Source organism: Paenibacillus sp. J31P13, from assembly GCF_056269295.1.
On record NZ_JBWDNR010000001.1, the window covers coordinates 1,058,636 to 1,084,339 of the forward strand.

Sequence of the window (25,704 nt, forward strand, 5' to 3'; positions counted from 1 at the left end):
TTTAAAAGAGCGCATTATCTTTATCCGTTCTGCGCACCAGATAATTGGCGGATACAACCGTAATTAAACCAACCACTGATTGCAGGAATCCGACTGCTGCTGCGGAATTAATGTCGCCTAGCTTAGTAAGGGCGCGATATACGTACGTGTCGATAATATCGGTTGTCGGGAAGTTTGGGCCTACGTTATTCGGAACGAAATAATGCAAGCCGAAGTCGCCGCGGAATATATTGCCCAGTCCCAAAATGAACAAAATGATAACGAGCGGTTTAAGCAGCGGCAGTGTGATGCGCCACATCATCTGAATGCGAGAAGCACCGTCAAGTCTAGCGGCTTCGTAATAATCTGTGCTGATGCCGGTAATGCCGGCATAATAGACAAGTGTTGAGAAGCCGATTCCTTTCCATAATGCGACTAGTGGCAGGATAAAGATCCAAGGTGTTGTCTCTAAATACCATTTATGCGGTTCAAAGCCGATCCAGCTGATAATCGTATTCAGGTAACCGCCTTTATGGTCGAGAAAGGCGTTCGTAATGTAGCCGACGAGTACAAAGGAAATAAAGTACGGTAAAAACATCGTCGTCTGATAAATTTTGATCAGCTTGCCGCTTAGCTCATTAAGAAGCAGGGCCAGCAGCAGGGCGGCTACGGTTCCAAGCACAATGTACGAAATGTTGTAAAGCAAGGTGTTGCGTATTATGCGGATGGCATCCTGCGCTTTGAACAAAAACTCAAAGTTATCGAATCCGACCCATTTGCTGCCAAAAATGCCTTGATCATACCTGAAATACTTAAAGGCAAGAATGAGTCCGATCATAGGAATGTAGGCGATTACAAATTTAAATAATATGCCGGGCAAGGAAAGCAGCAGCAGCTCCCGATTTTTTTTCAAGTGCTTCCATTCCCTGTGAAGCCATCCTGGCTTGCTTTGCGTGCTAGGCATCTTTAGACCCGAGGCTTCCGGTTCTGATTTGGCCACTAATGATCTCCTCCATCTGAAGCGTTCCTGTTATGATGCCAATCATGCCATGGGGATTGGACGATGGGTAGGATAGGTTTTGCGAATTACTGTAATACATAGGTGTAAAATATTAGATTTTGTGAAAATTCGTAGAGATTACGGTAAATGGAAAACCCTTCACCCACTGTAAGTAGTGGGTGAAGGGTCTATTAGGCTAAAATTTGAAGTTTATGAGATCGATTTCTTCATTCGGTATTCCTTAGGCGTGCTGCCTACTTTTCCTTTGAACAAGCGGAAGAAGTAGCTTTGGTTGGCATATCCGCATTTCTCCATAATTTCCGTAATCGTATAGTTGTTCCTTTCCAGCAGCGATTGCGCATGATTCAGCCGAACCTCATTAATATATTCGGTAATCGACATGTTATAGTTTTCTTTGAACAGCTTGCCGATGTATGCAGAGGATAGCTTAACACTCATCGCAATGGATTGCTGGCTTAAATTAATATCAGCAAATTTCTGCTCAATGAGTTCTTTTACCGTTTCAAGCATCATTTCATTCCGTTCCATATTGGCAGGGCGCTGACCCTCGCAAATTTTGGCGCAGAGCGACAGGAGGGAGAGGTACATCTCCTCTAAGGTTTCCTTCTCCTGTGTAATTTGATGAATATAATCAAGGTCAACAGAGAAGTTGACGATTCGATTTTCGTTTATTTCACTGGCTGCATTTTTTATCACCCAAGCAAGATTGGAAACCGCGCGAATCATATCATCATATTGGAACTCTGCAATAAGAGAAAAAGCTTTCTCAAGCTCATTGCCTGCATTCGTCAGTTGACCTTTCTTGAGCGCTTCTGTCAGCTTCTTCTCCGTTGCGTCAGGCAACGATAGCTGTTTGCTTGAAAGATTATCCTTAATATTCTCTGATGAGATAATGGCTTTACGACCTTTTATGATCATATATTGGCTGAAGCGCAGCGCTTGCGTATAGGCCGTCGACAGAAATGAATAGTTGGAAATGACATCACTGATGCCGCAAGACAATGATATGTTGTAAAAGCGCTCGATTGTCTCTTGAATTTCTTTAAGATGAGGTATGACTTGCTGAAAGAGGCTGCCCAAATCATCAGCGCTTGGTGACAAAATGAGTACGATGTGGTCGCCTCTGATCTCGACTGCTTCACATGGATAATGACTGCCCATTATTTCTTGAGCGATGTTGATAATTGCAAAGTTGTATAGCTTATTGGAGGCACCTGTCAAACCGTTACCAAAAGTAGAGAAATGATCGATCTTCAGAACACAGACGAGTAATTGATCCTTGACGGAGATGTTGAGATCATGCTTCTCAATCAAATGCTGAATGTCATGATCCGAGAATAGCTGACTATCGGACAAAAACCTTCTAATATAATATTTGCTTACAATTTGTTCGGAACTAATCTCATTCAACTTCTCTGAAAGCTTCATATAATTGTCGCTCATAAGTAACAGCTCGTCGCCAGTGCCAAGGCGATCTTGTTTCTCGTCTGGAAGATGGGGACGGATGCGTTTCAGCATATTTTCAATGGGATTGTAAAGCTTGTAGGAAAGTCCTATCGACAATCCGATCGCAAGGAGCAGAAAAATGCCGGAGATCAGCAAGGATTGATTGCGAGTATGGGTCACTTCACTCATCATTTTGTCATAAGACTGAATATAAAGAATCGTCCAGGATCCAATGCCGTCATCCATAAAGGTAATCATTTCCTTCAATCCAGAAAGCTCTCCAATAAAAAATCCGGAAGAGCGGTTATCATTTTCTTTATGGGAATCTATAAGCTCTTTGACCTGCGTTTGTGCTTGCTCGGAAGTAAATGTAGCATTTGGATCGGAGGATAAAAGCGTTCCATCCTGCGTTTGAATATAGATCTCGCCTTGATCCCGGTCGCTAGCTACATTCATTTTTTTCAAGCTCTCGAATACCCAATCGGATTTAATAAATAAAATGATAGCGGATTGATTGATTGTAAACGGTTTCAATGAATCGGTCACGATAAAGGCAAACGTATCGATTCTTCCATCATTCTGCTGCAGGCTCATGGGGATAAGTCGATTGGTAGGCTGAGGCTCCTTGGCGTTTAGCAGCAAGCTTCTAATCCGATTATCCATTACACCTCCGTCTAAGAGCAGACTGCTGCTAGTACCATACAGCTTGGATTGTGATTTGTTATAGATGACCATGGAATGAAGGAAAGACGAGCTCTCCATAATATTCGACATTTGGCGATGACCGCGAATCAGATCCATTTTCGGCAAATCATCATTAAACATAAGCGGAATAAGAAAATGGTCACGATAGACGAAGTTTGAAAGCCTTGTAATGATATCGTTCATGTAGGAAAGGTTGTATTGAATCTGCGAGAGTACCTTAAGGTTGGATTCCTCCTGAATGCTTTTAACCGATTTCTCTAAAATATACGTATTGGATACCGATGATGCAACGAGTACAACGACCATGGATGCCATAATGGAGAACATGACCCGCTGCAAATATTTTTTGGATTTATAAAATCCGAATACCTTCATCCGATCCAAGCCCCCTGTACAAACATTCTATTATTGCAGACCAATCTTATTGAATTCGATTTCGCTCCAGCCAAGAAGGTAAGCAGGCGACCCGGGCTTCAGACGGTAATCAGCTTTTTCCGCAGACAGGAATGAAGGCTCAGCATGAATCGTTACTTCGTCGTATTTGCCGTTGGAGATAGAGCGCCATTGTTCCCAATCGTATTCCGCTCTGCCAAGAGTGTCTTCTCCGTTTGCGGTAAGCGGCAGAGAGCCAGCTACCTTGCATGTCGTACCGTTGTTCCAATAGAGGTTGCGGTCAGCTGAAGCAAACCTTTCCTCGCTATAATTAACAAAATAATATAGATAACCGGAATTGTAAATGATATTACATGCGATTTCGATATGCTTGTTCTCTTCGCCAGCCATCTCCTGAGATCCGATAGCAGAAATTGCATCAGGGTTTGCGGCAAGCAGATTGTTAACGATCCGATTGCCGATGCCCTTCGAGAAAATAAGCATCCAAAGCTTGCCCTCGCCCGTGCTGTATAAGCGGGTTATAATGTTGTTGGTCACAGTGAAATCATCCGCAGCATCATCCAAATAAATGCCGAAACCAAAGGAGAAATGGATGCCGCTGTCATGCAAGTAATTGCTGTGAATGACATTGCCTCTGCCGACTCCCCAAGCCTCAATCATGCCGCCGTCCTGGCTGTCTGTCATAACCATCGAAATATCATTGTAAGCTATATAGTTATTTCTGCTGTGAAGGAAATCCCAATGATTCTCCCACGTAACTGGAATACCGTAAAGCTCAGCGGGCATCGCTTTATAACGGAGCCCCTTCATTGAAATTCCGTATCTTGGCATATTGGCAATCACATTATTCATGATTTGGTTATGTCCACTCTGGTAGAGCAGGATCCCGCAGCCATGTCCGATCAGTTGACCGCCATCCTCGATTCGGTTATTCGTAATCGTATGGTTACCGTTTGTAAAGGAGGCATAAGCGCTGTCGAATGGTCCGAAGCCAGGCGCGAAACCGTTTAAGCAGATGCCGGTGTACCCGAATTGGCGGATAACATTTCCGTTGATCATTATGTTCTTGGCGCAGCGATCCAAATAGATGCCGCAGCTTCCGGCTTGCTCGAGCTTGCAGCCTAATATTTGAATATGCTCGGCGTTATTGCAATAAATCAAGCCCTCGCGATGCTCATCCTGCTCCACATTATCATCCATCATGCGGTATTCGCGGAAAAAATCAGTACTGCTAAGGCTAAGCTCTGAAAAGTGAAGATTTCGTACAGGTTTATTTGGACTTTTGCCATTGATGTCCAGCAGTCGCTTAACCGTTGGAGCGATAATGATCTGCTGATTAGGGTCTGTGATGTCTTCCGGAGCATAGTAATAGAGCGTGCTTGTAGTGGAATCGAGATGGAATTGACCTGGCACTTGGAGGAAGTCCAAGGAGCCTTGAATATAATACCGCGAACCAGCGCCAATCGCCCAAGTGGAAGGACTCTCGAACAGCAGCTGCCGCACATCCTTTTGAACAGAAGCAACTGGCTTCGTTTCGGAGAACCAATTCCATTCTCCTTCACCTGGCCAGACAAATACCTGCGCTTCCCTAAGATCATATTGGGCAGGGAGGTCTTCCGAGTGATAGCTGATTCCACGTTTATTAGCCTGTTCCTCATCACCATGTCCAATAAGGCTTGCCGTTTCAAAATAACCAACTGCTGGCAGTCTTGCTTGCTGGATTCGCTTTCCGTCGGCATAAAGCGTGTGGAAGCGTAAGCCTACATCCAGCTTCGTTTTCCAAACGCTTCCTTTATATGGCGTCCATCCCGTTATTCGTTTACCGCCTGCGATCACCGCTTCTTCTCCGGGGAAGGCTGAGTAGCGAACAATAAAGCCGTTTCTGCCGGAATCTCTATCATCGAAACGCAGCGGGGAATCAAGCTCATAGAGCCCGCCCCTGATGATAACCTCGGCGTTTTGGCTCATGCCATTTTCAATCTGTTTACGAATCTCTTCCTGCGCTTTTCTTATCGTGAGGAATGGCTCATCACATGTTCCTTGAGCATTATCGTTTCCGTTCTTCGCTACGTAATAAACCGTACTCATCCTAAAAAACCCCCTAGTAGAAACTGTACATTATAGTTATAAAACTGATGCTGCATAGGATGCAAGTGCTTTCAAATAAAGTACACTTAATCGTTATTTTCACAGTAGACTGGCGCTCGCTCGCATGTTAACTTAACCTTCGATCAACAGAAAACAAGCAATTCGTAGATGTCCTAGCAGTCTGCGAATGGAGGGAAAGAAATTAAGGTACGACTTGAGCGATTAAGGGAAACGATAGGAAGGAGAATGACGATTGACCATTGCAGATAAGGGGATCTTGAATGCAAACGTAAAGCTGGCGGCTTTCATTGAGAGGTACGAAAATGCTGAACCGCTTGAGCATAGTGAGGTTTCTTGGGATGGAGCAAAAGGAAAGGCTGTCACTGCCACTGGTGCGGAATGGTGCGTTACGCTTGATACAAAAGGGGATATTGACCTTATAGAGGGACTCGAGCTAACTGCAGAATTTCAGTCAGCCGGTTATTCGGAGCAAACGGCTGTTTCACTATCGTTTTCCTTCAACGATTGGTCAGAGCTTAACTATGTTCTTGTTCCCGGAGCTATATATAATGGCAACCGTTTCAGCGTAAGGAAACTGCCTTATGCACCATGCTGGACCAAGCTGGATGATCGTGGGCCTGATGTTCATACGCTCATTACGGATGTTCCTCGATTGTCGATTGAGTCAGGTATGGCGTCTGCTTTTCACTTACTAACTGGTGATGCAGCAACGCCCGCTATCGGTGTAATCGATGTGAAGACCGGCATGGGCTGGCTGTTCATGACGGAGCAAGAAACGGACCTGGGAGACACTTCCATGCATATGGAGGAGAACGAAGATCGTCGGGCTGCTCAAATATGGTTTCAAGCCCCCGGCATCAGGCCTAGGATGAAATACGAAATGACGACGACAACAGTGCCGAGTACGGATCGAGGCTATGATTTCATGCCAGGTGATGCCGTCGTGCTGAGAAGCAAAGTTCATCGTTTCCCTTGCAAGACGGTAAATGATCTGTTTGAGTACTTCGCTTTGGTTAGGCAACAAGGTAGGCCAAAGTCCAATTTGTCTCCCAGCTTGCCACTTTCTGCAGCCTGGGAGATCCAGGAGCAGAAGTATAATGCGATGAATTGGAATGAACAGCTCCGTTATTACGCGGTAGGGACGATTGATATGAAGCATCAAGATTGGCAAATCGGGTGGGTGGGCGGCGGAATGTCCAGCTATGCGATGCTTCTTGAAGGCAATGAGCTATCCCTGCAGCGGGCACTAGATACGCTGCGATTCATGTTCAGCAGCCAGACGGAAGCAGGTTTCTTCCACGGTGTATGCTATAAAGGGCAGTGGTATGGTGATGAATTCAACGATGCTCCCGATCGCGATCATCCCGAGCAATGGCATATTTTACGGAAGAGCGCGGATGCTTTGTATTTCATAATGAAGCATTTCATTGCGATAGAGAAGCTTCTACCTTCATTTGATATACCGGATAACTGGCTCGTAGGAACACGGAGGCTTTCTGATGCGTTTGTGCAGCTTTGGCGTAAATATGGACAATTCGGACAGTGGGTTCATTCTGGGTCCGGTGATATCCTAGTCGGCGGCTCGGCGGGCGCGGGCATAGCGCCTGCTGGACTTGCGCTGAGTGGTATCTATTTCAAGGAGAAAGCTTATACAGTTGCTGCCGAACAATCTGCGGAATACTTTTACCGTCAATTTACTCTACAAGGAGTAACAACTGGTGGTCCGGGAGAAATCTTGCAGTGCCCGGATAGCGAATCTGCGTTTGCGTTGCTAGAAACCTATATGGTTCTATTCGAGGAAATCGGTGATCGGATATGGCTCAAGCGTGCTGAGGAAGCAGCGTTGCAGTGCATGAGCTGGTGCGTCTCGTATGATTTTCGATTTCCACAAGGTTCCACCTTTGAGCAGCTGAATATCCGCACGAAAGGCTCTGTAATTGCAAATGTTCAGAACAAGCATAGTGCTCCGGGTATTTGTACATTATCCGGTGATTCGTTATTCAAGCTATATAGGGCAACAGGTAATCTGCTTTATTTGGATTTGCTTAAAGAAATTGCAGGCAATATGGCGCAATATTTGTCGCGCGAAGATCGACCGGTGATGGGCTGGGATGGCATTAACATGCCGACTGGCTATATGAGCGAAAGAGTGAACATGAGCGATTGGGAAGGGAAATCCTATGTAGGCGAGGTGATTCCCTATTCATGTTGGTGCGAGGTGGCTCTCATGCTCTCGTATGCGGAGCTTCCCGGCATTTATGTGAATAAGACAAATGGATATATGGTGGTTATTGATCAGGTTGATTGCAGACTTGAAGATGGGGGAGATCAGGGATTAAGACTTACAATTAGCAATAAGACTGCTTTCCCTGCTTATGTGAAGCTGCTTACGGAAACGGAGGAGGAAGCGAATCGGCCGCTTGGACAATATGCATCTGCTTCATGGAAGCGAATTGCTGTGCAAGCAGGAGAAACATTGGAGTTGCTGCTGGAATAGATTAATGGATTCGTGGAAACAATACCCCAAATAAATAGGGGTGATTGTACTGAGGAAATGGTTGTTTTTATTGTTGCTTCTATGTGCCATAGTGAATGGCATAGAACATAACATCGTCGAGGCTGCAGAAGAAATGAAAATAATCGCTATTGAAAAGCCTCAAGAAGATTTCAAAGAATTAATGTATCAAGATATGCTGATGTTATTTCTTTTACCGCACATAGATAAGAAAATAGATGAAATTTATTCTAACCTATTGCATTATTCACCAGAGGTTTATCCTTACTTTGTAAATGTTACGAATGTGAAACGGGTTAATGGATTTCGAGGATTTCATTTTTTAATAACACTTGAAGTGGTTCCTACAGTTGGTCCACACATTCCTGTTGGCAAGGATAGTCTTACATTTGATTTATCTCTTATGAACCCTGATAATGTAAAGCTAGTAACGTGGAAGCATTTGAAAGATCCGCAGAAGGCTGATTTCCCTCCTAACTGGATAGACGTTTTAAAATAGTAATCAAATTACTTATTATTGTTTAGCGCAATATCATACAAGAATAGTTATATAATAATTGATATTTTTAGACTTATGAATACAGTATTGGAGGAAAGCTTGATGTTAAATGAGATCCGAACGGTTTATCTTGATTCTGATTTAAACATCGAGGCTTATCGATTTAAAGGAATCATGCAAAAATTTCCTGCACATTTTCATGAATATTATGTAATCGGATTTATTGAAAAAGGGCAGCGCTATTTAGTATGCAAAGGCGAAGAATACATTATTAATCCAGGAGATTTATTACTATTCAACCCTTATGATACGCATAGTTGCGAGCAGATTGATGGGAAAACGCTAGATTATCGCTGTATTAATGTGAAACCAGAAGTTATGAAAAAGGCTATGTTAGAAGTGAATGGTCATGAAAGCCTCCCAAGCTTCAAACAAAACGTAATATTTCATAGCGAGCTTGTACGCAATTTAAGAGAGTTACATTTGAAAGTTTCGCAAGATGAGAATGGGCTAGAGAAGGAGGAATTATTTTTATATTTATTGGAAGAGCTCATTCAGACTCATTCTGATCTTACTGTCGTTCCATCAACTTCAGAAACCTCTCATGAAATCAAAACAGTATGTAACTATTTGGAAGATAATTTCACTAAAACGATTACGCTTAATGACTTAAGTGCTTTATCGGGATGGAGCAAATATCATTTACTTAGAACCTTCACGAAAAGAATGGGGATCTCTCCTAATAGTTACTTGGAAACCATTCGGGTCAATCATGCGAAACAGCTTTTGGAACAAGGAATAAAGCCAATCGAAGTGTCTTTTTTAACAGGATTTAGTGATCAAAGTCATTTGACGAGATTTTTCAAAAGACTGGTTGGATTAACACCAAAACAATATATGAGAATTTTTGAAAGTGAAGGAATTACATGATGGATAATTTGCTTGCTTATATCTTAATGGCTCTTATGATGTCTATGTTGCCTGGCACTGATACGGTACTTATTATGAAAAATACAATTAACCATGGTGCAAAAGCAGGGCGTTATACGATACTCGGTATGGCGACAGGACTTACTTTCTGGACTATTATTGTTGTTCTTGGTTTATCCGTTATCATTGCCCAGTCCGTAATTCTATTTAATACCATAAAGTATTTAGGAGCTGCTTACTTGTTTTATTTAGGTTTAAGAGCATTTTTGTCTAAAAGTACATTTTCATTAGAGGATGTTCATGAGAACAAGCAGCAAACAATTGTTAAAGAAAAGAATTCGCATCGTCATTATAAAGAATCCTATTTACAAGGTGCTATCAGCAATATTCTTAATCCTAAGACCGTTTTGTTTTACATCACATTTATGCCTCAATTCATTGACCTAAAAGGTGATACAAATCAGCAATTGATCGGATTGGGATTAATCCTAACGATGATAGCAGTGGGATGGTTCTTGATCTTGGTGTATCTGTTGGATCATATGAAAAAATGGTTGAAAAAACCTAAATTTCAAAAAGCCTTTCAAAAGTCAACGGGAGTCATGTTAATAGGATTTGGAGTGAAAACGGTTATTTAAATTGATTTACATAACACCATAAGTTCCAAGAGAGAGGATGTGGATGTCTTTTCTCTTGGAACTTTTTCGATTATTATCAATATATGAAACAGGAAGAGTTTAAAAGTAAAATATAGTTTTATTATCAAAGATTGTTGATGTTATTCACTGGTCGGTAGGTGAGTATCACAACGCCAGTACTTGTCGTCTTGGTGTCAATATGACTCAGTGCGATCACCCCGCTTCCATCTCTGAACAAAGTTTCTCCGCACCCCAAGACAATAGGATGCACCCAAATTCGATATTCATCAATGAGGTTATGCATCATTAATGTCTGAACTAGTTTTCTGCTGCCTACAACCAAAAGGTCTCCACCTGATTGCTTTTTGAGTTGGATTATTTCCTCAATGATGTCTCCACACAGTAGCGTTGCATTCCACTCAACTTGTTTCAAGCTACTTGATACTACGAACTTCGGCATTTCATTCATCCGGTCAGCGAGCCCAAGCATTCCAGTCATTGATGGCCATGTTGCAGCAAAATTTTCGTAGGTGTTTCGTCCAAGTAGAAGAGCTTCTACCTCATTTGCTTGTGCAACAATATAAGTCAGATGATCTTCACAAACATACGTCTTCTGCCACCCACCATACTCGAATTCATTAGCATCACCTGGAGCCTGCATAACGCCATCCATCGTAACAAATTGCTGTACAATTATTTTTCTCATTTTGACTCTCCTTTTTATTTTAGAAAATTTTACAATCGTTGTGTTCTATCGAACTTCGATTCTATGTAAGCAACGAATGATTTACTCTAAAATCGACATGTAGGAGAAATTTTAATTAAAATTACTCACTTGCCTGACCCCTATGGATTCGGAGAAGGTGAGATTGAGCTGATCAGGTTAATGAGAAGTCCCAAAACTTTTTTTAAATATTTTTTTAAAATTTGTCGATCTTGCTGATATTTATTCGTTGTCTTAATAGAGGATGGGATTTTCAATAACTAAACTGGAGTCCTCTTAAAACGTTAAACAAAATTGAAGAATACAAAGGAGACTTACTATGAACTCAGTATTTTCAAATGACGGAACAAAGATCGCCTATGATAAAATGGGTCAAGGACCAGCACTCATCTTAGTGGCAGGTGCATTCAGCTATCGTAAATTCCCGGGTCAAGTGGAGTTAGCTAATTTATTGTCCCAGCACTTTACAGTTTATAACTACGACCGTCGAGGACGCGGAGATAGCGGAGATACGCAGCCGTATGCTATAGATCGAGAAATTGAAGATCTTCAGGCTATAATTGACGAAGCCGGTGGCTCGGCATATGTTTGGGGTTTGTCATCTGGGGCAGTTCTTGCCCTACAGGCAGCAGCAAAGGGGTTAAACATTACAAAATTAGCACTGCATGAGCCACCATTTATTGTTGATGCTGGGGATCGTAAGCCGCCGGAAGATTTCGTCATGCATGTTAAGCAGCTAATTGCCGCTAATCGTCAAGCCGAAACGATCAAGTACTTTATGACTAAGGGCATGGGTGCGCCTTCATTTGTGATCAGCTTGATGCGTATGATGCCAGGAGTGTGGTCCAACCTAATGGCCGTAGCCCATACTCTCCCATACGATGCGGCATTGATGGATGGATACATGGATGGCAAATCCCTCCCGATCGAATTGTGGAACAGTGTAACGATGCCAACACTCGTCCTCGAAGGTATTGAAAGCCCGGTGGCACTCCGTAATGGTGCCAAAGCGCTGGCTAACGTGCTCCCCAATGCCGAACTTTTAAGTAAAAAGGGACTTGGTCATACCAAGAAGCTCGCTACAAAAATAATTGCACCTGAGCTTACTTTATTCTTTAAGGGCAATAACTAAGGGGGAAGTGAACATCTATCACTGTTCAAGTGGATTGTGGAATGAGTTAATCATATAAACGATCGACAATAAGCGAGGGGTAAGTTGATATTCATAGCCTTCTCATTACTTTCTACTTTTATTGGTGTATCGGCATTTATCATTGCAATTATTCTAATACTAGGAAATGTATGACAGACTTTCATGCAGGTCGCGATGTCAAATACGATTTCGCAGACATTGCCAAAAGAAGAGACCGGTGTTGGCATGGGATTACTCTCGATGATCAATTTTATTTCAGGGGCAATGGCTATGAGTGTGGTCGGGAAGATACTCGACAAAGGCTCCGTTTCCTTGCAGTTTAATCCTTTGGTTACGAATGATGCCGCACATGTGTATAGTAACATTTTCGTCGTTATGTCTCTTGTGATCATCGCAGTAGTCGTGCTTTACCGGTATCAATTTGTCAGGAGCGCATCTGGGTTGAGCATACAGAAGAAAGAGAAATTTAACGTATAGACAGATATTCAATTTTTGAATATCTCATATTCAACCTGCTCACAGCTTTAAATGACTGAGCGGATTAAATCCATTTCATATAACCGAACCCATATACGGAACCGAGAGTCATCGTGATTGTCCATACTGCAAGGCTGATCGCCATCCATTTTATGACGCGTTTTCGCGATGAACCAAACGATAAAGCTAGTAAAGCGGCGATATCCGTACCAACAATAGCGGGAGCGAGCAGGGCAAGTCCGGGAAGGCCATAACGCTCCCAAATTTGTCTAGCTCGGGTCTCTTTTTTCGTTGATTTGGTAATGCCCTTCTTCAATCTTCTATTCTCTCTCCACTTAGAAAATTGATTAAAGAAGATGCCTAGAAGCAATACCAAGAGGAAGTTTCCTGCAAAACCGATAATCGCAACAGCAATCGGTGATAATCCTGCAATGATACCAAGTGGAACGACAAGAAAGACATCCAGCCATGGCGCTGCTGAGAGTAAGAATAAAACGATGTAAGGCCATATTCCTTCTGCTTGCTGTATCCATTCCATCATATTTATTCCTCCAGTTCAAAATTTTTCTAGTTTGTTAATTTGTTTCAGTTACTCGAGAACTCACCATCATTTTAAATGCTATATTCTTATCACGATGAACAGTGGTTGTCCAAGCAGCTCACAGAGCTGATAGGACACCACTGTTTTCTTTCTTTATATCGGAATGACTGGCTTGATAGGATTCCAATTGGCTAATCGGCAGCGGTTATCGTTTGACCCTGAATCGGTTTCAATTGGTTTTCCCATTTAATATTAATGGAACGGGAAGTGAATAAATCGATTCCATCAGATACTTGGAAATGAAGATGAGGCTCACTGCTGTTTCCTGAATTGCCCGTCAACCCGATGACATCACCTTTCTTGACCTTATCCCCAGGCTTTACTGTGGCAGAGCCTTTCTTGAGATGAGCTAGATGACTGTACTCACCCCCATGCTCAATGACAACGACATTCCCAGCAGGCTGATTCGGATTCATGACCCCAACCGGCTCATTATCTTCAATATCATTCACAACCGATACGACTGTGCCATCAGCAGGAGCGATAATCTTCTTCCCGAAGGCATAATAACTTTTATTTTTGAGTGGATCGCCTTTGTAAGAGAACTTATCTTTTGCTTGAATAAAGTCGTAAGCGTAGCGCTGGATCTCTAATTCATAATGATAATTTACGAGCACATTATCTCCACCCCAAAATACAAACCAGTCGCCCTGGAAAGGCAAAGTATATTCATGTTTGCTAAGGCTATTGTCCGTTTCAACTGAAGGGGTAAGCTCCTGAACTTGGATTGATGTAATGACTCCGTCAGGATCAAACATCCCCATTAGACCCTTATTTCCGGCATCACTTACCCATATACGACGGTCAAATCCATTAAGCTGCATGGTAGAGGATTTCTCAAAAGTGAGGATATCCTTCGTAAACTCCTTCCCCGTTGTTATAAAATCTGCTTCACTTACCGCATCTTTCAATGGTTGGTTAAAGAGGGCATAAATCTCCTTATAATCGCCTTCCAGCAGTGCCTTTGGCAGATCATCTGGCATAAGCCTCTCGCTGGTCTCCGTGGGCGAACTTGTAGTTTGTCCAGCCTTCGGATCAGTGTTGACTACTTCAGCATTTCCTCCTCCGCATGCCGTAAGAAGCAAAGCGAGTGAGCCAGCAGTTAATGCTACCTTTGCAGACACAGCAGCTCCGTTAATGATGTTCGTTGATGGTTTCTTCATCTATATCATCTCCCTAAGTGCAATTGTAGCAAGGGAGTCTTAGATCTAATGAAACCGACCATTAACGCACTCTTAATTTTTTTAACGGCTTAGGAATACGAATTAAGATTCCGTTAAGACAAGAATGAATCATATCCAAAAAAATCATGCTATGATGATAAAACAACGTTGGGAAAGGAGCTTACACAAATGAATGAAGCATCAATATTACTTGTTGATGATGAGCAATCTTTGCTAGAGCTTATGCAAACGGTACTGCGTAAGGAAGGCTTTATCCATATTGATACAGCAACAACAGGTGAAGGGGCTATTAATGCTTGTGAAGTCAAAAAATATGATTTAATCGTATTAGATGTGATGTTGCCAGGGCGCAGCGGAATTGAAATATGTCCTTTTCTCAGGCAAACGACGAACGCGCCCATTCTGTTTCTGTCTGCGAGAACGTCAGATTTTGATAAGCTGACTGGATTTGCTATAGGCGGAGACGATTACATAACCAAACCCTTTAATCCTCTTGAAGTGGTTGCTCGCATAAGAGCGCAATTGCGACGATTTTATGCTTCGATTGAGCATTCGACCGTTGGAAATATTTCAGAAGCATCTCTCATGAGATCATCGAATGTCTTCGATTTCGGTCGGTTTAAGCTAGATGAAGCAGCAGGGGAGCTGCTGGTCGAGGGTCAGGCTGTTACATGTCCAGCGCTTGTATTTCAATTACTGCATTTCTTGTGTAAAAACCCCAATCGAATTTTCAGTAAAAGCGAACTGTATGAGAAGGTGTGGGGGGAAGAAGCTTTCAGTGATGATAATACTGTCATGGTTCATATACACCGCATAAGAGAGCGTATTGAAGCCGATCCTTCCAACCCGAAATTTATCGTTAACGTCAGGGGTCTTGGCTACAAGCTAGTTAAAGCAGAGCTGAAAGAGATTACCACGCTATGAATATCAAACGACGGTTAACGTTAAAGTTTATCCTTCAGCTTGCGATTGCAGGCACGGTCGTTCTGCTGATTGCGACACTAGCTGTCTTCTGGATGTTGAATCGTTTTTTTGAGATTAGCATTACGCGTGATTTTGCCAGTGTAGGATTAGAGCAGCTGGTAGAATCCTCAGAGCTTGGCAAGGATGGTATTCGATTTGCTCCGAGCTTGCTAGAGCAGGTGAAGAAAAATAAAGGATGGCTGCAAAGTATTGATGAGAATGGGATAGTAGAAAGCGCCTATAATACACCTAAGGATGTACCTAAGCAATATGGACCAGGCGAGTTGGTTTCTTATTGGACGGGAGAGACGTCATTTCCTTACCATATTGCACTATGGATTCAGCAGAAGGATGGAAGACTGTTCACGCTGGTATACGGGGCTCCTAATATTTTAGACCCTCTATTAAAGCAGTTGGTTGAAGGCGCATTTACAGTTACGAGTGAACAGTTAGTGCTGCCAGATTCCTTGGAGAGAAATATAATTACTGCAAATGCTTTTGTTCAGCTTATTGATATGGCGGGTGTGGAACTCGTATCTTTTAACAAACCTGATGGGTTGCCATCGCAGTATTCCGTTCAAGAACTAGCGCTTCGCACCATGTATAGTGAAAGATACGGATACCATATGGTATCCTCCTATGACGAGCGGACGGAACGTACTTGGATCGTTGGAGAGCCGATTAACAAAGGGGAAGATATGGGCAAAAAGGCGTGGATTCCTGAAGAAGCTCAGGTTGTCATCATTGGCTCCATTGCCATGCTTCTTGCTTTGCTGGTCTTGTTTGTACTCCTCTCGCTATGGCAAGCCCACCGATTTGGCGCACCGATGCTCCATATGCTCGTATGGCTCGATTCCATTGGGAATGCTGTATACAAAGAGCCTGTTGATCGCAGAGGACTGCATCGCAGCCGAACAGTAGCAGGCAAATGGAGGCGAAGATACCGTGTTTTTTCCGATGTCATGGTTTCGATTGAAAAATTATCCGCCAACTTGCAGAGAGATCAAGCTTTACGATCACAGACTGAGAGCTTGAGGGAGGAATGGATAGCTGGTATTACACATGATTTGAAAACGCCTTTGTCTTCTATTACTGGTTATGCTCATTTGCTGGCGGAGCCTGCATACGACTGGTCGAGTGAGGAGATTCGTAAGTTTTCATCGACCATGTTGGACAAATCAGCTCATATGGATATGCTGATCAGCGATCTTGCGATGACATATCGATTGAAGACAGGGATTCTTCCTCCAGAGACGATGGAGGTTGAATTAAACGCATGGTTGAATGATGCGCTCCAACAGGCTGCAGCTGATCCTGCTTACGGGAAGCAGCAAATTGTATTTCAGGCTGCACCAACCGATTTAAGGATTCAATTATACACCCCATGGCTGGAGCGAGTTGTTAATAATTTAACTGCTAATGCACTGCTTCATAACCCTCCAGATACGGTTCTGACCGTTTCTCTCTTGGCAAATGAAGAGGGAAACGAAATAACGATACAATTCGCCGACGATGGTGATGGTATGGATGAAGCTACATTAAACCGACTGTTTGAACGTTATTATCGAGGTACGGATACGGCATCCACATCCAATGGATCTGGTCTTGGCATGGCAATATCCAAGGGATTGATTGAATCAATGGGCGGCCATATTACAGTTCATACCCTGCTTGGGGAAGGAACCATCATTAAGTTGATGTTCCCCAAAAAATAAAGAACTGCTTGATCATGTTTCGATAATGATCAAGCAGTTCTTTTATGTTTATAAGAGCAGAACATCACTTTGACGTTCTGCTCTTTCATTTTCTCAGTAGATGTTTAACATTAACGGAATAACTAATTGCTAGATTTGAATTTGTAATGATCCATTCATGAGTTGTTCATATTCCAAAAGTACACTAAACGTATCAACTGGATGAATGGAGATGATTTGAACATGTTCCTAGCCATACGCGAATTAAAATATTCGAAAGGCAGATATTTATTAATCGGATTAATTATGGTGCTTGTCGCATGGTTAACTTTTATCGTATCGGGGTTAGCTAACGGATTATCATCGGATAATGCTTCAATTTTAAAAAATATGGATGCTGATTATTTTGTTTTACAAGCCGATTCAGAACATAAACTGACTCGTTCTTCACTGCCCACTGAAAAGTTGGATGAAGTTCGTCAATTAGACGGTGCTGAAAATGCTGAGCCTCTTGCTCAAAGCATGATGTCGGTTTATCAAAATGATTCGAAGAAAAAAATAGATATCGGAGTATTTGCAGTCGATCCCGAGGGAACGCTCATGCCTAAAATTTCAGAAGGCAAAAATATGAATGCAATTAATGAAGTGGTTGTAGATTCCTCACTCAAAGAAAATGGGATTAAATTAGGCGATACAATAGGAGATAAGGAAATAGGCATCGAATGGAAGGTCGTTGGATTTACAAAAAATCAGAAATTCAGCCATAGTCCAGTTGTATTTATGGATATTCAGCATTTCGCAGATCTGATGCAAGCATCCATTGGTAAGAAAACCCCTTATTATAACGCTATTGTTGTTAAAACAGACAGTCTTAGTAAGGAAACGCTGCAAAAAAGCTTTTCGGATGTAGAAGTTATTACAAAAAATGAAGCGGTGCAAGGAATACCTGGTTTTAAAGAAGAACAAGGATCATTGACGATGATGATCGCTTTCTTGATAGTCATAGCTGCCTTTATTCAAGCGGTATTTTTCTATGTTATAACCCTGCAGAAGATCAACCAGTTTGGTGTACTAAAAGCTATCGGAGCCAAGACGTCCTACCTTGCGAAAAATTTAGTCGGACAAGTGTTGCTTTTAGCCATTGTAGCTACCGCAATAAGTATTGGACTAACGTTTGGAGTAAGTGCAATCCTGCCTGAGAGCATGCCGTTTGAATTAGGTGTGAATGTATTATCTCAATATTCAGGTCTGCTTATACTGGTCTCGATCATTGGGGCATTGTTGTCATTGAATCGGATTGCAAAAGTCGATGCCATTGAAGCTATTGGGAGGGTTGAATAATGAAGGATAAACTCATTCTTGAAAATGTGAATAAAATCTATGGAGAAGGCGAAACGGCTGTTACAGCCTTGCAGAAGGTTTCGTTAAACGTTAAAGAAGGGGAGTTTGTTGCCGTTGTTGGACCATCTGGTTCAGGGAAAAGCACCTTTCTTTCCATTGCAGGGGCCTTGCTTTCTCCTTCAAGCGGACGCATTTTGATTAATCAGAAGGACGTAACCAATCTTTCTTCGAGTGAAATGAGTGAAGTAAGAGTTCGGAATTTGGGATTCATTTTTCAAGCATCCAACCTTGTTCCCTATTTGAAAGTAATGGATCAGTTGCTGCTCGTATCAAAATTAGCAGGCATGAGTGGCAAAGATGCAGAACGTAAAGCAAAATCACTACTTGATCAGGTAGGCTTACTGCATCGTATGAATTACTATCCAGAGAAGCTGTCTGGCGGGGAACGTCAAAGGGTTGCAATTGCAAGAGCGTTTATGAATGATCCTGGTGTTATTCTTGCAGATGAGCCAACTGCCAGCCTTGATTCTAAACGAGGGAGAGCGGTTGTGGAGTTGATCGCATCAGAGGTGAAGCAAAGAGGAAAAGCTGCAGTGATGGTTACGCATGATGAGCGAGTGTTAGATCTATGCGATCGCATCGTAACTATTAAAGATGGGATGCTCTTTGAACAAAAAGATGATAAGATTCAAAGAGACATAAAGCCCCAATCTGTCGTTTTGACTTAAAGAAAACGGAACTATTTAATATAGTTCTATGAAACTTCCTCTCTTAATTAGTAAGTCAGTTCTGTGAAAACAGGATTGGCTTTTTTCTTTATGGCCAGGTTCATTTTTATCTACTTGTAAGCTTCCCATATTGCATTAGTTCTTACCCGCTTCTGAATCCTTTAAATTGATGCCATCCGTGGTTAATCGATACAGACCGAGCATAACGGGGTTAGTTTGCACCAATCCTTCACGCATTAAATCTTTAAGCGACTGATTTACATCCGATAGATTTTCCCATTCATTCGGAAGCAGATCAGCAATTTGTATCGGTGTCAGCCATTCCTTGGTTAAGGATAGCAACAAGGTTCGTTGTTTTTGGGTCAAATTCATACTTTATTCCTCCCTGTTCTTTAGGTCATTTTATAATATATTGTACGCTCTTAATGATAAGAAAGTTTCTTTAAATGGGGTTGCGTATATGTAGGGATCTCGCTCCACAGCTTTGGAAACAAAGGAATTGCAGGGGGGAATCGGAGTCATTAAGGTTAAATGGGGAAAGCGAACATATAATTTAAAATTAAGGGTAACCATGGGGGTTACCCTTAATTATTCCTTCGCTTAAAGCGCAGCCTTGACGTTTGGATCTTTCTCCTTGATCAGGTCAGCAGTCAGTTGACCCGAAAGCACGACCATTGGCACACCGCCGCCGGGATGGGTCGAGCCTCCTACAAAATACAAATTTTCGATGATCTCGCTTTTGCTTGGTATTTTGAATCCTCCGTTAAGCTTGCGGTCGGTGACGACACCATAGATTGAACCGCCGTTAGAACCATACAAACGCTGCAAATCATCGGGAATAAAACTGTATTCAAATTCAATATGCTCGCGCAGGTCTTGTAATCCCATTCGTTCAAGCTTGTCTAGCACCATTTCACGGTACTTCATACGCATAGGTTCAAAGCTTTCGCCCGGACGAAGCGGAGGGACATGCGTCAGCACAAATAAATTTTCTTTCCCAAGGGGAGCTTGGGTTTGATCGGACTTACTCGAGACACCGATATAAACGGTAGGATCATCAGATGCTACACCTTTTACAAAAATATCGTCAAATTCTTTATCTGGATTTTCTGAGAAGAAGAAATTATGGTGCAGCAGATGCTCATATTGTTTATCTACACCTAGAAGCAGCACTAATCCTGAGACGCTTGGTGCATACTTCTCTAGTTTTTTCAGTGTTGTATTTACTTTTGGGTGCTCGGAAAGCAGCTTTTGATGAGCAGGGATCGCTTCCAGATTGGAGACGACCAAATCAGCAGAGATGACTGTTCCGTCCTGCAAAGTAACCCCAGTAGCGACGGTACCTTTTAGATTAATCTCTCTAACTTCTGAATCCGTTCGTACCTCTACGTCTAACTCACCCAATAATTTCAGCATGCCTTTAGCCATATTATACATGCCTCCCTCGACATAGTAGATGCCAAGGCCCATCTGTACATGGACGAGCTGTGAGAGTACAGCAGGTGCTGCGTAAGGTGAGGAGCCTATGTACATGATGAAAAAATCAAATAATTGGCGCAGATGCTTATCTGAGAAGTACTTGCTTGTACTGCTGTGCATTGACTTCAATGGGTCCATCGCTAATAGCTCCTTGATACTATGCAGGTTGCGAAGGTCACCTAAGCCGGTAAGGCTCTTATTGAAAAAGCTTTTCATACTAAATTCATACATTTGTTGGCAATAATGCAAGTAATTGAAGAAGCCGCTAGCATCAGCGGGAGAAATACGATTCAAATGCTCCAGCATTGTAGGCATGTCCCCTGTAATATCCAGCGTTACCCCATCCTCAAAGAAAGTACGCCACTGCGGCTCGATCCGAATCAGTGTCATATAATCCTCAAGCTTACGGTCGGCATCGGCAAATAATTGCTCCAATACCCATGGCATGGTCAAAATTGAAGGTCCCGTATCAAAGCTGTAGCCTTTACCGGAACGAATATTCAGTTTCCCGCCAACCCGTTCATTTTTCTCGAGTACTGTGACATGATTACCGTCTGATGCCAAACGGATTGCTGCGGATAATCCACCAAGCCCGCCGCCAATAACAATTATTTGTTTACCCATCATACACACTGCCTCCCTAACTTTGAAAATACTAGTAACTAGAAATCCAAACTTCGTGATCTAAATATAGTAAAATAAATTTGAGTAATAAATTGGATAATGTTTCCTTTAAAATTATAACCATTTGGGAATAATTGAAACGTAGTCTATTCATATTTTAGAAGAGACTTAATAGCATAAGGTAGATGTTCCGATGAGGGGAGAAGCGAGAATGACATTAACGTTAATATGGATTGCAGCTGGGTGGTTAAGTGGCTGGTTGATTCTGAAGCAGCTGGCAAGAATGGATATCCCTTTGCAAGCCGAAAGGTCAATTGATGATGGAGTAAGTCATGACCGAGTAAACTCTAATATTATTAATCCAAAGATATCCGTCATTATCCCTGCACGTAATGAAGAGTTCAATATCAGTAAACTGTTAGACTCGCTAGCAGAGCAATCTTGTCCGGTAGTAGAGGTGATTGTTGCTGACGACGGCTCCAATGATGGTACCGCGGAGATTGCGATCGAGGCAGGTGCACGAGTTATCGTCCCAGGATCACTTCCTCAAGGCTGGTTCGGCAAAAGCTGGGCTTGCTGGAACGGAGCTAAGCATGCAAAAGGGGAGCTTCTTGTTTTTTTGGATGCCGACACTGTATTGCACAGTGATGGTCTGAAGCAACTTGCAGCGGCTTATGAAGAGGTTGGCGGCTTACTAACCGTTCAACCTTACCATCATATGGTGGAGCCCTTCGAGAGGCTGTCTGCCTTATGCAATCTGGTCGTGCTGGCTTCTATCCATGCAACGGATGGGCGGGCAGGCGCTTTTGGGCCCTGTGTCGTATGCATGCGTGATACCTATTTTCATATCGGTGGGCATAGTGCAGTAAGCGACAAAGTGCTTGAGAACCACGCATTAGGTCATGTATTCCAGAGCTTAAGCAAGCCTGTTCACAACTACGGGGGTAAAGGAATTGTCTCCTTCAGGATGTATCCGCAAGGGCTTGGCAGTCTAATAGCAGGCTGGTGCAAAAGCTTTTCATCGGGTGCAGCCGCGACACCTCTGTCCCGCTTAGTCCCCATTGTTCTATGGGTGGCAGGCGCAGTGTCTGCTGTCTTATTATGGAGCCAAGCGTCTGCCCTAACAGCTATGGTAATCTATTTCGCTTATGCAGCCCAACTGTACTTACTGCTTCGAAGGGCAGGCTCATTTGGGTTTGTAACGGCACTGCTCTTCCCGTTACCGCTGCTGATGTTTCTGTATATTTTTATCTGGTCAGGCCTTCAAACCTTCTTAGGCGGTAAAGTGCAATGGAAGGGGCGTACACTTTCGACGAAAAAGGAGCGTAGGCGGTTGTGAGAATATGGGTGCTTTCATCAGCGTGGACATTGGTAGTCGATATTGGCGCATGGCTTGTGATTCATCTTGGTGTTTCCTATATATGCTTCAAGCTGCCAGATCGCTGGTTCGAACGAAAGATTCCGAATTCAACTCATAAGTTGGTTAAATCTCGTGAAGAACAAGTCTATGAACGAATGGGTATTCGGTTATGGAAGGATAGACTGCCAGAGGGAAGTTCCTTTTTTCAAGGCAGTTTTTCCAAAAAGAGCTTAAGCTCCAGAGATCCCAATTATTATAATAAATTTGTTCTGGAAACAAACCGAGGAGCATGGACACATTGGCTGTCCATGCTGCCGGCTCCTCTTTTTTTCTTATGGAACGAGCCTTTGTACGGCTGGATCATGATTGTCTATGCACTCATTGCGAATCTTCCGTTCATTATTGTTCAGAGATATAACAGGTTTAGGCTGGAGCGAATGATTATTCATTTTCATAGGAGAGTGTGAGGACATTAAGACCCGTAAAGATGGACACTTTGAACAAGGTGACATGTTTACGGGTTATTTGTTTTGGTAATCAAAGCAAATGTCTAAATCTTAACTGGGTAATGATTATCCTATTTTTTTAAAGCTTCAAGCATGTCATTAATATGAAAATGCATCAGTTGTTTTGCCTGCTCACTATGTCTTTCTTCGATGGCGATCGCAATTAGAATGTGAAAATTGGATGCTTTGGTACGCATATGAGGTAAGGTATTCGTTTGCTTTCGTCCTTCAGCTAGTAGTGGATAGATCGATTCCAGCATAAGCAATAGAACGGGATGCTGAGCTGATTCGGCAATAAGTCGATGAAAGGACAGATCTGTATCCAGAAAAGGGCCGCCATCTTCCATCTGATTGACCATTGCATCCGCGAGTACCCGAAGTTGCTTGACTTGAGCTAGAGTAGCCCGCTCTGCACTTAAAGCAGCTAGTTCTGGCTCAATCAACAATCTTGCCTCCAGCAATTTAACGAGAGAAATATCTCCTAGCTCTTTGAGATCTGCCGTAGGATCCTCAAGCAATAATGGATCATTACGCACATACATACCACGACCATGTTCTATACTTACGTTTCCTTGACTCTCAAGCGTTCTCAAAGCTTCTCTGATCGTAGTGACACTGACTTCCATTTCTTTGGAGATTTGTTGAAGAGTGGGAATTCGTGAACCTGGAGGCCACTCTCCCTCAATTATTTTTTTGTTGAGCTGCTCTACGGTCGTTAAGAATGCGGTCTTTTTCATGATCTTAGTCTCCTGAAATTTCTCATAATAAAGTTATTTTAACATAGACATTCTGTTTGATGTAATTGTATTCCTATATTGACATCCTTAATGAAAGATACTATGATACATCCATAAAGATACTATCTATTAAGTGATATTAGCTTAAAATCAGTTGAAAAGTGTTTATAAATTGAGTATTTATCGTTATATTTAGTTTTAATAGAATTATAACATAAATAGATATGATCTTTATGAACAGACATTCGTCAAACTGGTTACGGAGTCAGGGGAGGAATTAGGATGGAGGTTGTAACTTTTGGTGAATCTATGGTCCTGTTTAGCGGCAATCAACATTTACCGCTTGAATATGAGCACCAATTCAATAAACAGATGGCGGGGGCGGAGTCTAATGTAGCAATTGGACTGGCCAAATTGGGTCATTCTGTAGGTTGGTTCAGCAAATTGGGACAGGATGCCTTTGGACGTTACATTCTGCAAAGTATAAGAGGACAGGGAGTAGATACTTCTCGTTGTTTATTTACTGATTCGGCTCCAACAGGCGTGTTTTTTAAAGAAAGGCTGTCAGGTGGGAGAACGCAGGTCTATTACTATCGTAATCATTCCGCAGCAAGCTTGATGAAGCCGGAAGATTTAGATGAGTCCTACTTGGCTCAAGCTAAAATTTTACATGTAACAGGCATTACTCCAGCACTAAGTTCGAGCTGCCTGGAACTGGTTTTTCATGCAATGGATTTGGCGAAGCGAAATCATTTAAGCATAGTGTTTGACCCCAATATAAGATGGAAGCTCTGGAATCGTTCGGATGCTAAACAGATATTGCTCGAACTAGCTAGTAGGGCCAATTATATATTGCCTGGTTTGGATGAGGGGGAATTCCTCACAGGGCAGACAGAGCCGGAGGGAATTGCAGAAGAACTGCTTAAGTTGGGTGCAGAAGCAGTTATTGTAAAGCTAGGGAAGGAAGGCGCTTACTATCAGTCTTTGACTGAGAGAGGGTGTGTCCCTTCATATCCCGTTCAAGAAATAGATCCTGTCGGGGCTGGTGATGGATTCGCTTCCGGATTTATTAGCGGACTATTGCGGCAAGAAGATCTGGCGATGGCTGTGTCCAGAGCAAATGCGGTTGGGGCAATTGTTGTAGGGGTTAATGGCGATACGGAAGGGCTTCCAAGCGACGAGGAGCTCACGCTGATGATGTCCGGGCAAGTGAATTATCAAAATGTAAAACGCTAAGGAGTGATGGATATGGAGAAACATGAAAAGTTACAACAGTTAAAGGATTCTGGTGTCATTGCTGTCGTACGTAGACCTCCATTTGACAAAGCGGTACATATTACGGATGCACTGGTAACCGGCGGGGTCAAAGCATTGGAGATTACGGTTGATACAGACAGAGTTTTTGAGCTTATTACTTTGTTAAAAGATAGATACAGGGATGATGTGCTGGTTGGTGCGGGCACGGTTCTGAATGCAGAAGTTGCGCTAACTGCGATAGAAGCTGGGGCTGATTTTATATTTTCACCGATTTTAGATGAGGAAACAATAAAAGTGACTATTAGAAACAACTGTATATCTATTCCAGGAGTCATGACTCCGACAGAGATTGTAAAGGGCTATCAATATGGCGCAGATATGCTCAAGATTTTCCCCGGATCTTCTCTGGGTGTTAACTATATTAAGGAACTGTCAGCACCTTTGGGTCATATTCCGATGATGCCAACAGGTGGTGTTACATTAGAAAATGTAGGTCAATTCATTAAAGCAGGAGCAGTAGCCGTTGGTCTTGGAGGATCGCTAATAGATAAGAAAGCGGTAGAAGAAGAGCGATACGATGAACTGACAGCTCGGGCACAACAATTTATAAAAGAAATTTATAAAGCAAGACAATAGGGGAG

23 protein-coding genes are annotated in these 25,704 nt (G+C 42.6%); 14 read left to right on the forward strand and 9 right to left on the reverse strand.

The window, feature by feature from the left end; genetic code table 11:
* Position 1: 1 nt before the first annotated feature.
* The 3 genes from AC0YOD_RS04860 to AC0YOD_RS04870 form a co-directional block, all read right to left on the reverse strand.
* Positions 2–979: an ABC transporter permease gene (locus AC0YOD_RS04860; protein WP_475798096.1), complete on the reverse strand. Its 978-nt coding sequence runs from the start codon at positions 977–979 to the stop codon at positions 2–4.
* A 210-nt stretch (positions 980–1,189) separates the two neighbouring features.
* Positions 1,190–3,526 carry a helix-turn-helix domain-containing protein gene (locus tag AC0YOD_RS04865; RefSeq protein ID WP_475798097.1) on the reverse strand — a complete coding sequence of 779 codons (2,337 nt, stop codon included), beginning with the start codon at positions 3,524–3,526 and terminating at the stop codon, positions 1,190–1,192.
* A gap of 30 nt (positions 3,527–3,556) precedes the next feature.
* Positions 3,557–5,632 (reverse strand): right-handed parallel beta-helix repeat-containing protein, encoded by a 2,076-nt coding sequence (locus AC0YOD_RS04870; RefSeq protein WP_475798098.1) that lies wholly within the window; start codon positions 5,630–5,632, stop codon positions 3,557–3,559.
* 253 nt (positions 5,633–5,885) lie between these two features.
* Between AC0YOD_RS04870 and AC0YOD_RS04875 the strand changes: the two genes are divergently transcribed.
* The 4 genes from AC0YOD_RS04875 to AC0YOD_RS04890 all read left to right on the forward strand — a co-directional run bounded on the left by AC0YOD_RS04875 (position 5,886) and on the right by AC0YOD_RS04890 (position 10,235).
* On the forward strand, positions 5,886–8,150 hold the full coding sequence (locus tag AC0YOD_RS04875; protein WP_475798099.1) for a hypothetical protein: 2,265 nt from the start codon (positions 5,886–5,888) through the stop codon (positions 8,148–8,150).
* A gap of 91 nt (positions 8,151–8,241) precedes the next feature.
* Positions 8,242–8,667, forward strand: coding sequence for a DUF3888 domain-containing protein (locus AC0YOD_RS04880; RefSeq protein WP_475798100.1), 426 nt, complete (start codon positions 8,242–8,244; stop codon positions 8,665–8,667).
* Positions 8,668–8,769: 102 nt separating this feature from the next.
* Complete coding sequence (locus AC0YOD_RS04885; RefSeq protein WP_475798101.1) at positions 8,770–9,597, forward strand: AraC family ligand binding domain-containing protein; 828 nt, start codon at positions 8,770–8,772, stop codon at positions 9,595–9,597.
* Positions 9,597–10,235, forward strand: a complete 639-nt coding sequence (locus AC0YOD_RS04890) for a LysE family translocator (RefSeq protein WP_475798369.1) — start codon at positions 9,597–9,599, stop codon at positions 10,233–10,235. The genes AC0YOD_RS04885 and AC0YOD_RS04890 overlap by 1 nt, the downstream gene beginning before the upstream one ends.
* 124 nt (positions 10,236–10,359) lie before the next feature.
* Here AC0YOD_RS04890 and AC0YOD_RS04895 read toward each other — a convergent pair whose 3' ends face one another.
* The gene (locus AC0YOD_RS04895; RefSeq protein WP_475798102.1) at positions 10,360–10,941 is read right to left on the reverse strand and encodes a dihydrofolate reductase family protein; all 582 of its coding nucleotides are present in this window, start codon (positions 10,939–10,941) and stop codon (positions 10,360–10,362) included.
* 337 nt (positions 10,942–11,278) lie between these two features.
* Between AC0YOD_RS04895 and AC0YOD_RS04900 the strand changes: the two genes are divergently transcribed.
* Positions 11,279–12,091 (forward strand): alpha/beta fold hydrolase, encoded by an 813-nt coding sequence (locus tag AC0YOD_RS04900; RefSeq protein WP_475798103.1) that lies wholly within the window; start codon positions 11,279–11,281, stop codon positions 12,089–12,091.
* 195 nt (positions 12,092–12,286) lie between these two features.
* Positions 12,287–12,589, forward strand: coding sequence for a hypothetical protein (locus tag AC0YOD_RS04905; RefSeq protein ID WP_475798104.1), 303 nt, complete (start codon positions 12,287–12,289; stop codon positions 12,587–12,589).
* A gap of 64 nt (positions 12,590–12,653) precedes the next feature.
* Here AC0YOD_RS04905 and AC0YOD_RS04910 read toward each other — a convergent pair whose 3' ends face one another.
* Positions 12,654–13,130, reverse strand: a complete 477-nt coding sequence (locus AC0YOD_RS04910) for a small multi-drug export protein (protein ID WP_475798105.1) — start codon at positions 13,128–13,130, stop codon at positions 12,654–12,656.
* A 191-nt stretch (positions 13,131–13,321) separates the two neighbouring features.
* The gene (locus tag AC0YOD_RS04915; RefSeq protein ID WP_475798106.1) at positions 13,322–14,353 is read right to left on the reverse strand and encodes a M23 family metallopeptidase; all 1,032 of its coding nucleotides are present in this window, start codon (positions 14,351–14,353) and stop codon (positions 13,322–13,324) included.
* Between the two features lie 189 nt (positions 14,354–14,542).
* Here AC0YOD_RS04915 and AC0YOD_RS04920 point away from each other — a divergent pair, with 189 nt between their 5' ends.
* The 4 genes from AC0YOD_RS04920 to AC0YOD_RS04935 all read left to right on the forward strand — a co-directional run bounded on the left by AC0YOD_RS04920 (position 14,543) and on the right by AC0YOD_RS04935 (position 19,100).
* Positions 14,543–15,298 (forward strand): response regulator transcription factor, encoded by a 756-nt coding sequence (locus AC0YOD_RS04920; RefSeq protein WP_475798107.1) that lies wholly within the window; start codon positions 14,543–14,545, stop codon positions 15,296–15,298.
* On the forward strand, positions 15,295–17,052 hold the full coding sequence (locus AC0YOD_RS04925) for a sensor histidine kinase (RefSeq protein WP_475798108.1): 1,758 nt from the start codon (positions 15,295–15,297) through the stop codon (positions 17,050–17,052). The genes AC0YOD_RS04920 and AC0YOD_RS04925 overlap by 4 nt, the downstream gene beginning before the upstream one ends.
* 222 nt (positions 17,053–17,274) lie before the next feature.
* Positions 17,275–18,372 (forward strand): ABC transporter permease, encoded by a 1,098-nt coding sequence (locus tag AC0YOD_RS04930; RefSeq protein ID WP_475798109.1) that lies wholly within the window; start codon positions 17,275–17,277, stop codon positions 18,370–18,372.
* Positions 18,372–19,100: an ABC transporter ATP-binding protein gene (locus AC0YOD_RS04935; RefSeq protein ID WP_475798110.1), complete on the forward strand. Its 729-nt coding sequence runs from the start codon at positions 18,372–18,374 to the stop codon at positions 19,098–19,100. The genes AC0YOD_RS04930 and AC0YOD_RS04935 overlap by 1 nt, the downstream gene beginning before the upstream one ends.
* 135 nt (positions 19,101–19,235) lie before the next feature.
* Here the strand turns inward: AC0YOD_RS04935 and AC0YOD_RS04940 are convergent, their stop codons facing one another.
* Together AC0YOD_RS04940 and AC0YOD_RS04945 are read right to left on the reverse strand one after the other, a co-directional pair.
* On the reverse strand, positions 19,236–19,472 hold the full coding sequence (locus AC0YOD_RS04940; protein ID WP_475798111.1) for a hypothetical protein: 237 nt from the start codon (positions 19,470–19,472) through the stop codon (positions 19,236–19,238).
* Between the two features lie 228 nt (positions 19,473–19,700).
* Positions 19,701–21,203, reverse strand: a complete 1,503-nt coding sequence (locus tag AC0YOD_RS04945) for a phytoene desaturase family protein (protein WP_475798370.1) — start codon at positions 21,201–21,203, stop codon at positions 19,701–19,703.
* A 211-nt stretch (positions 21,204–21,414) separates the two neighbouring features.
* On the opposite strand from AC0YOD_RS04945, the gene AC0YOD_RS04950 reads away from it, so the two are divergent.
* Positions 21,415–22,542 (forward strand): glycosyltransferase family 2 protein, encoded by a 1,128-nt coding sequence (locus tag AC0YOD_RS04950; protein ID WP_475798112.1) that lies wholly within the window; start codon positions 21,415–21,417, stop codon positions 22,540–22,542.
* Positions 22,539–23,030 (forward strand): glycosyl-4,4'-diaponeurosporenoate acyltransferase CrtO family protein, encoded by a 492-nt coding sequence (locus tag AC0YOD_RS04955; protein WP_475798113.1) that lies wholly within the window; start codon positions 22,539–22,541, stop codon positions 23,028–23,030. Before AC0YOD_RS04950 ends, AC0YOD_RS04955 begins: the two co-directional genes overlap by 4 nt.
* 110 nt (positions 23,031–23,140) lie before the next feature.
* Here AC0YOD_RS04955 and AC0YOD_RS04960 read toward each other — a convergent pair whose 3' ends face one another.
* Positions 23,141–23,806 (reverse strand): FadR/GntR family transcriptional regulator, encoded by a 666-nt coding sequence (locus tag AC0YOD_RS04960; protein WP_475798114.1) that lies wholly within the window; start codon positions 23,804–23,806, stop codon positions 23,141–23,143.
* Between the two features lie 282 nt (positions 23,807–24,088).
* Between AC0YOD_RS04960 and AC0YOD_RS04965 the strand changes: the two genes are divergently transcribed.
* Positions 24,089–25,042, forward strand: coding sequence for a sugar kinase (locus AC0YOD_RS04965; RefSeq protein ID WP_475798115.1), 954 nt, complete (start codon positions 24,089–24,091; stop codon positions 25,040–25,042).
* A gap of 12 nt (positions 25,043–25,054) precedes the next feature.
* On the forward strand, positions 25,055–25,699 hold the full coding sequence (locus AC0YOD_RS04970; RefSeq protein ID WP_475798116.1) for a bifunctional 4-hydroxy-2-oxoglutarate aldolase/2-dehydro-3-deoxy-phosphogluconate aldolase: 645 nt from the start codon (positions 25,055–25,057) through the stop codon (positions 25,697–25,699).
* Positions 25,700–25,704 lie beyond the last annotated feature (5 nt).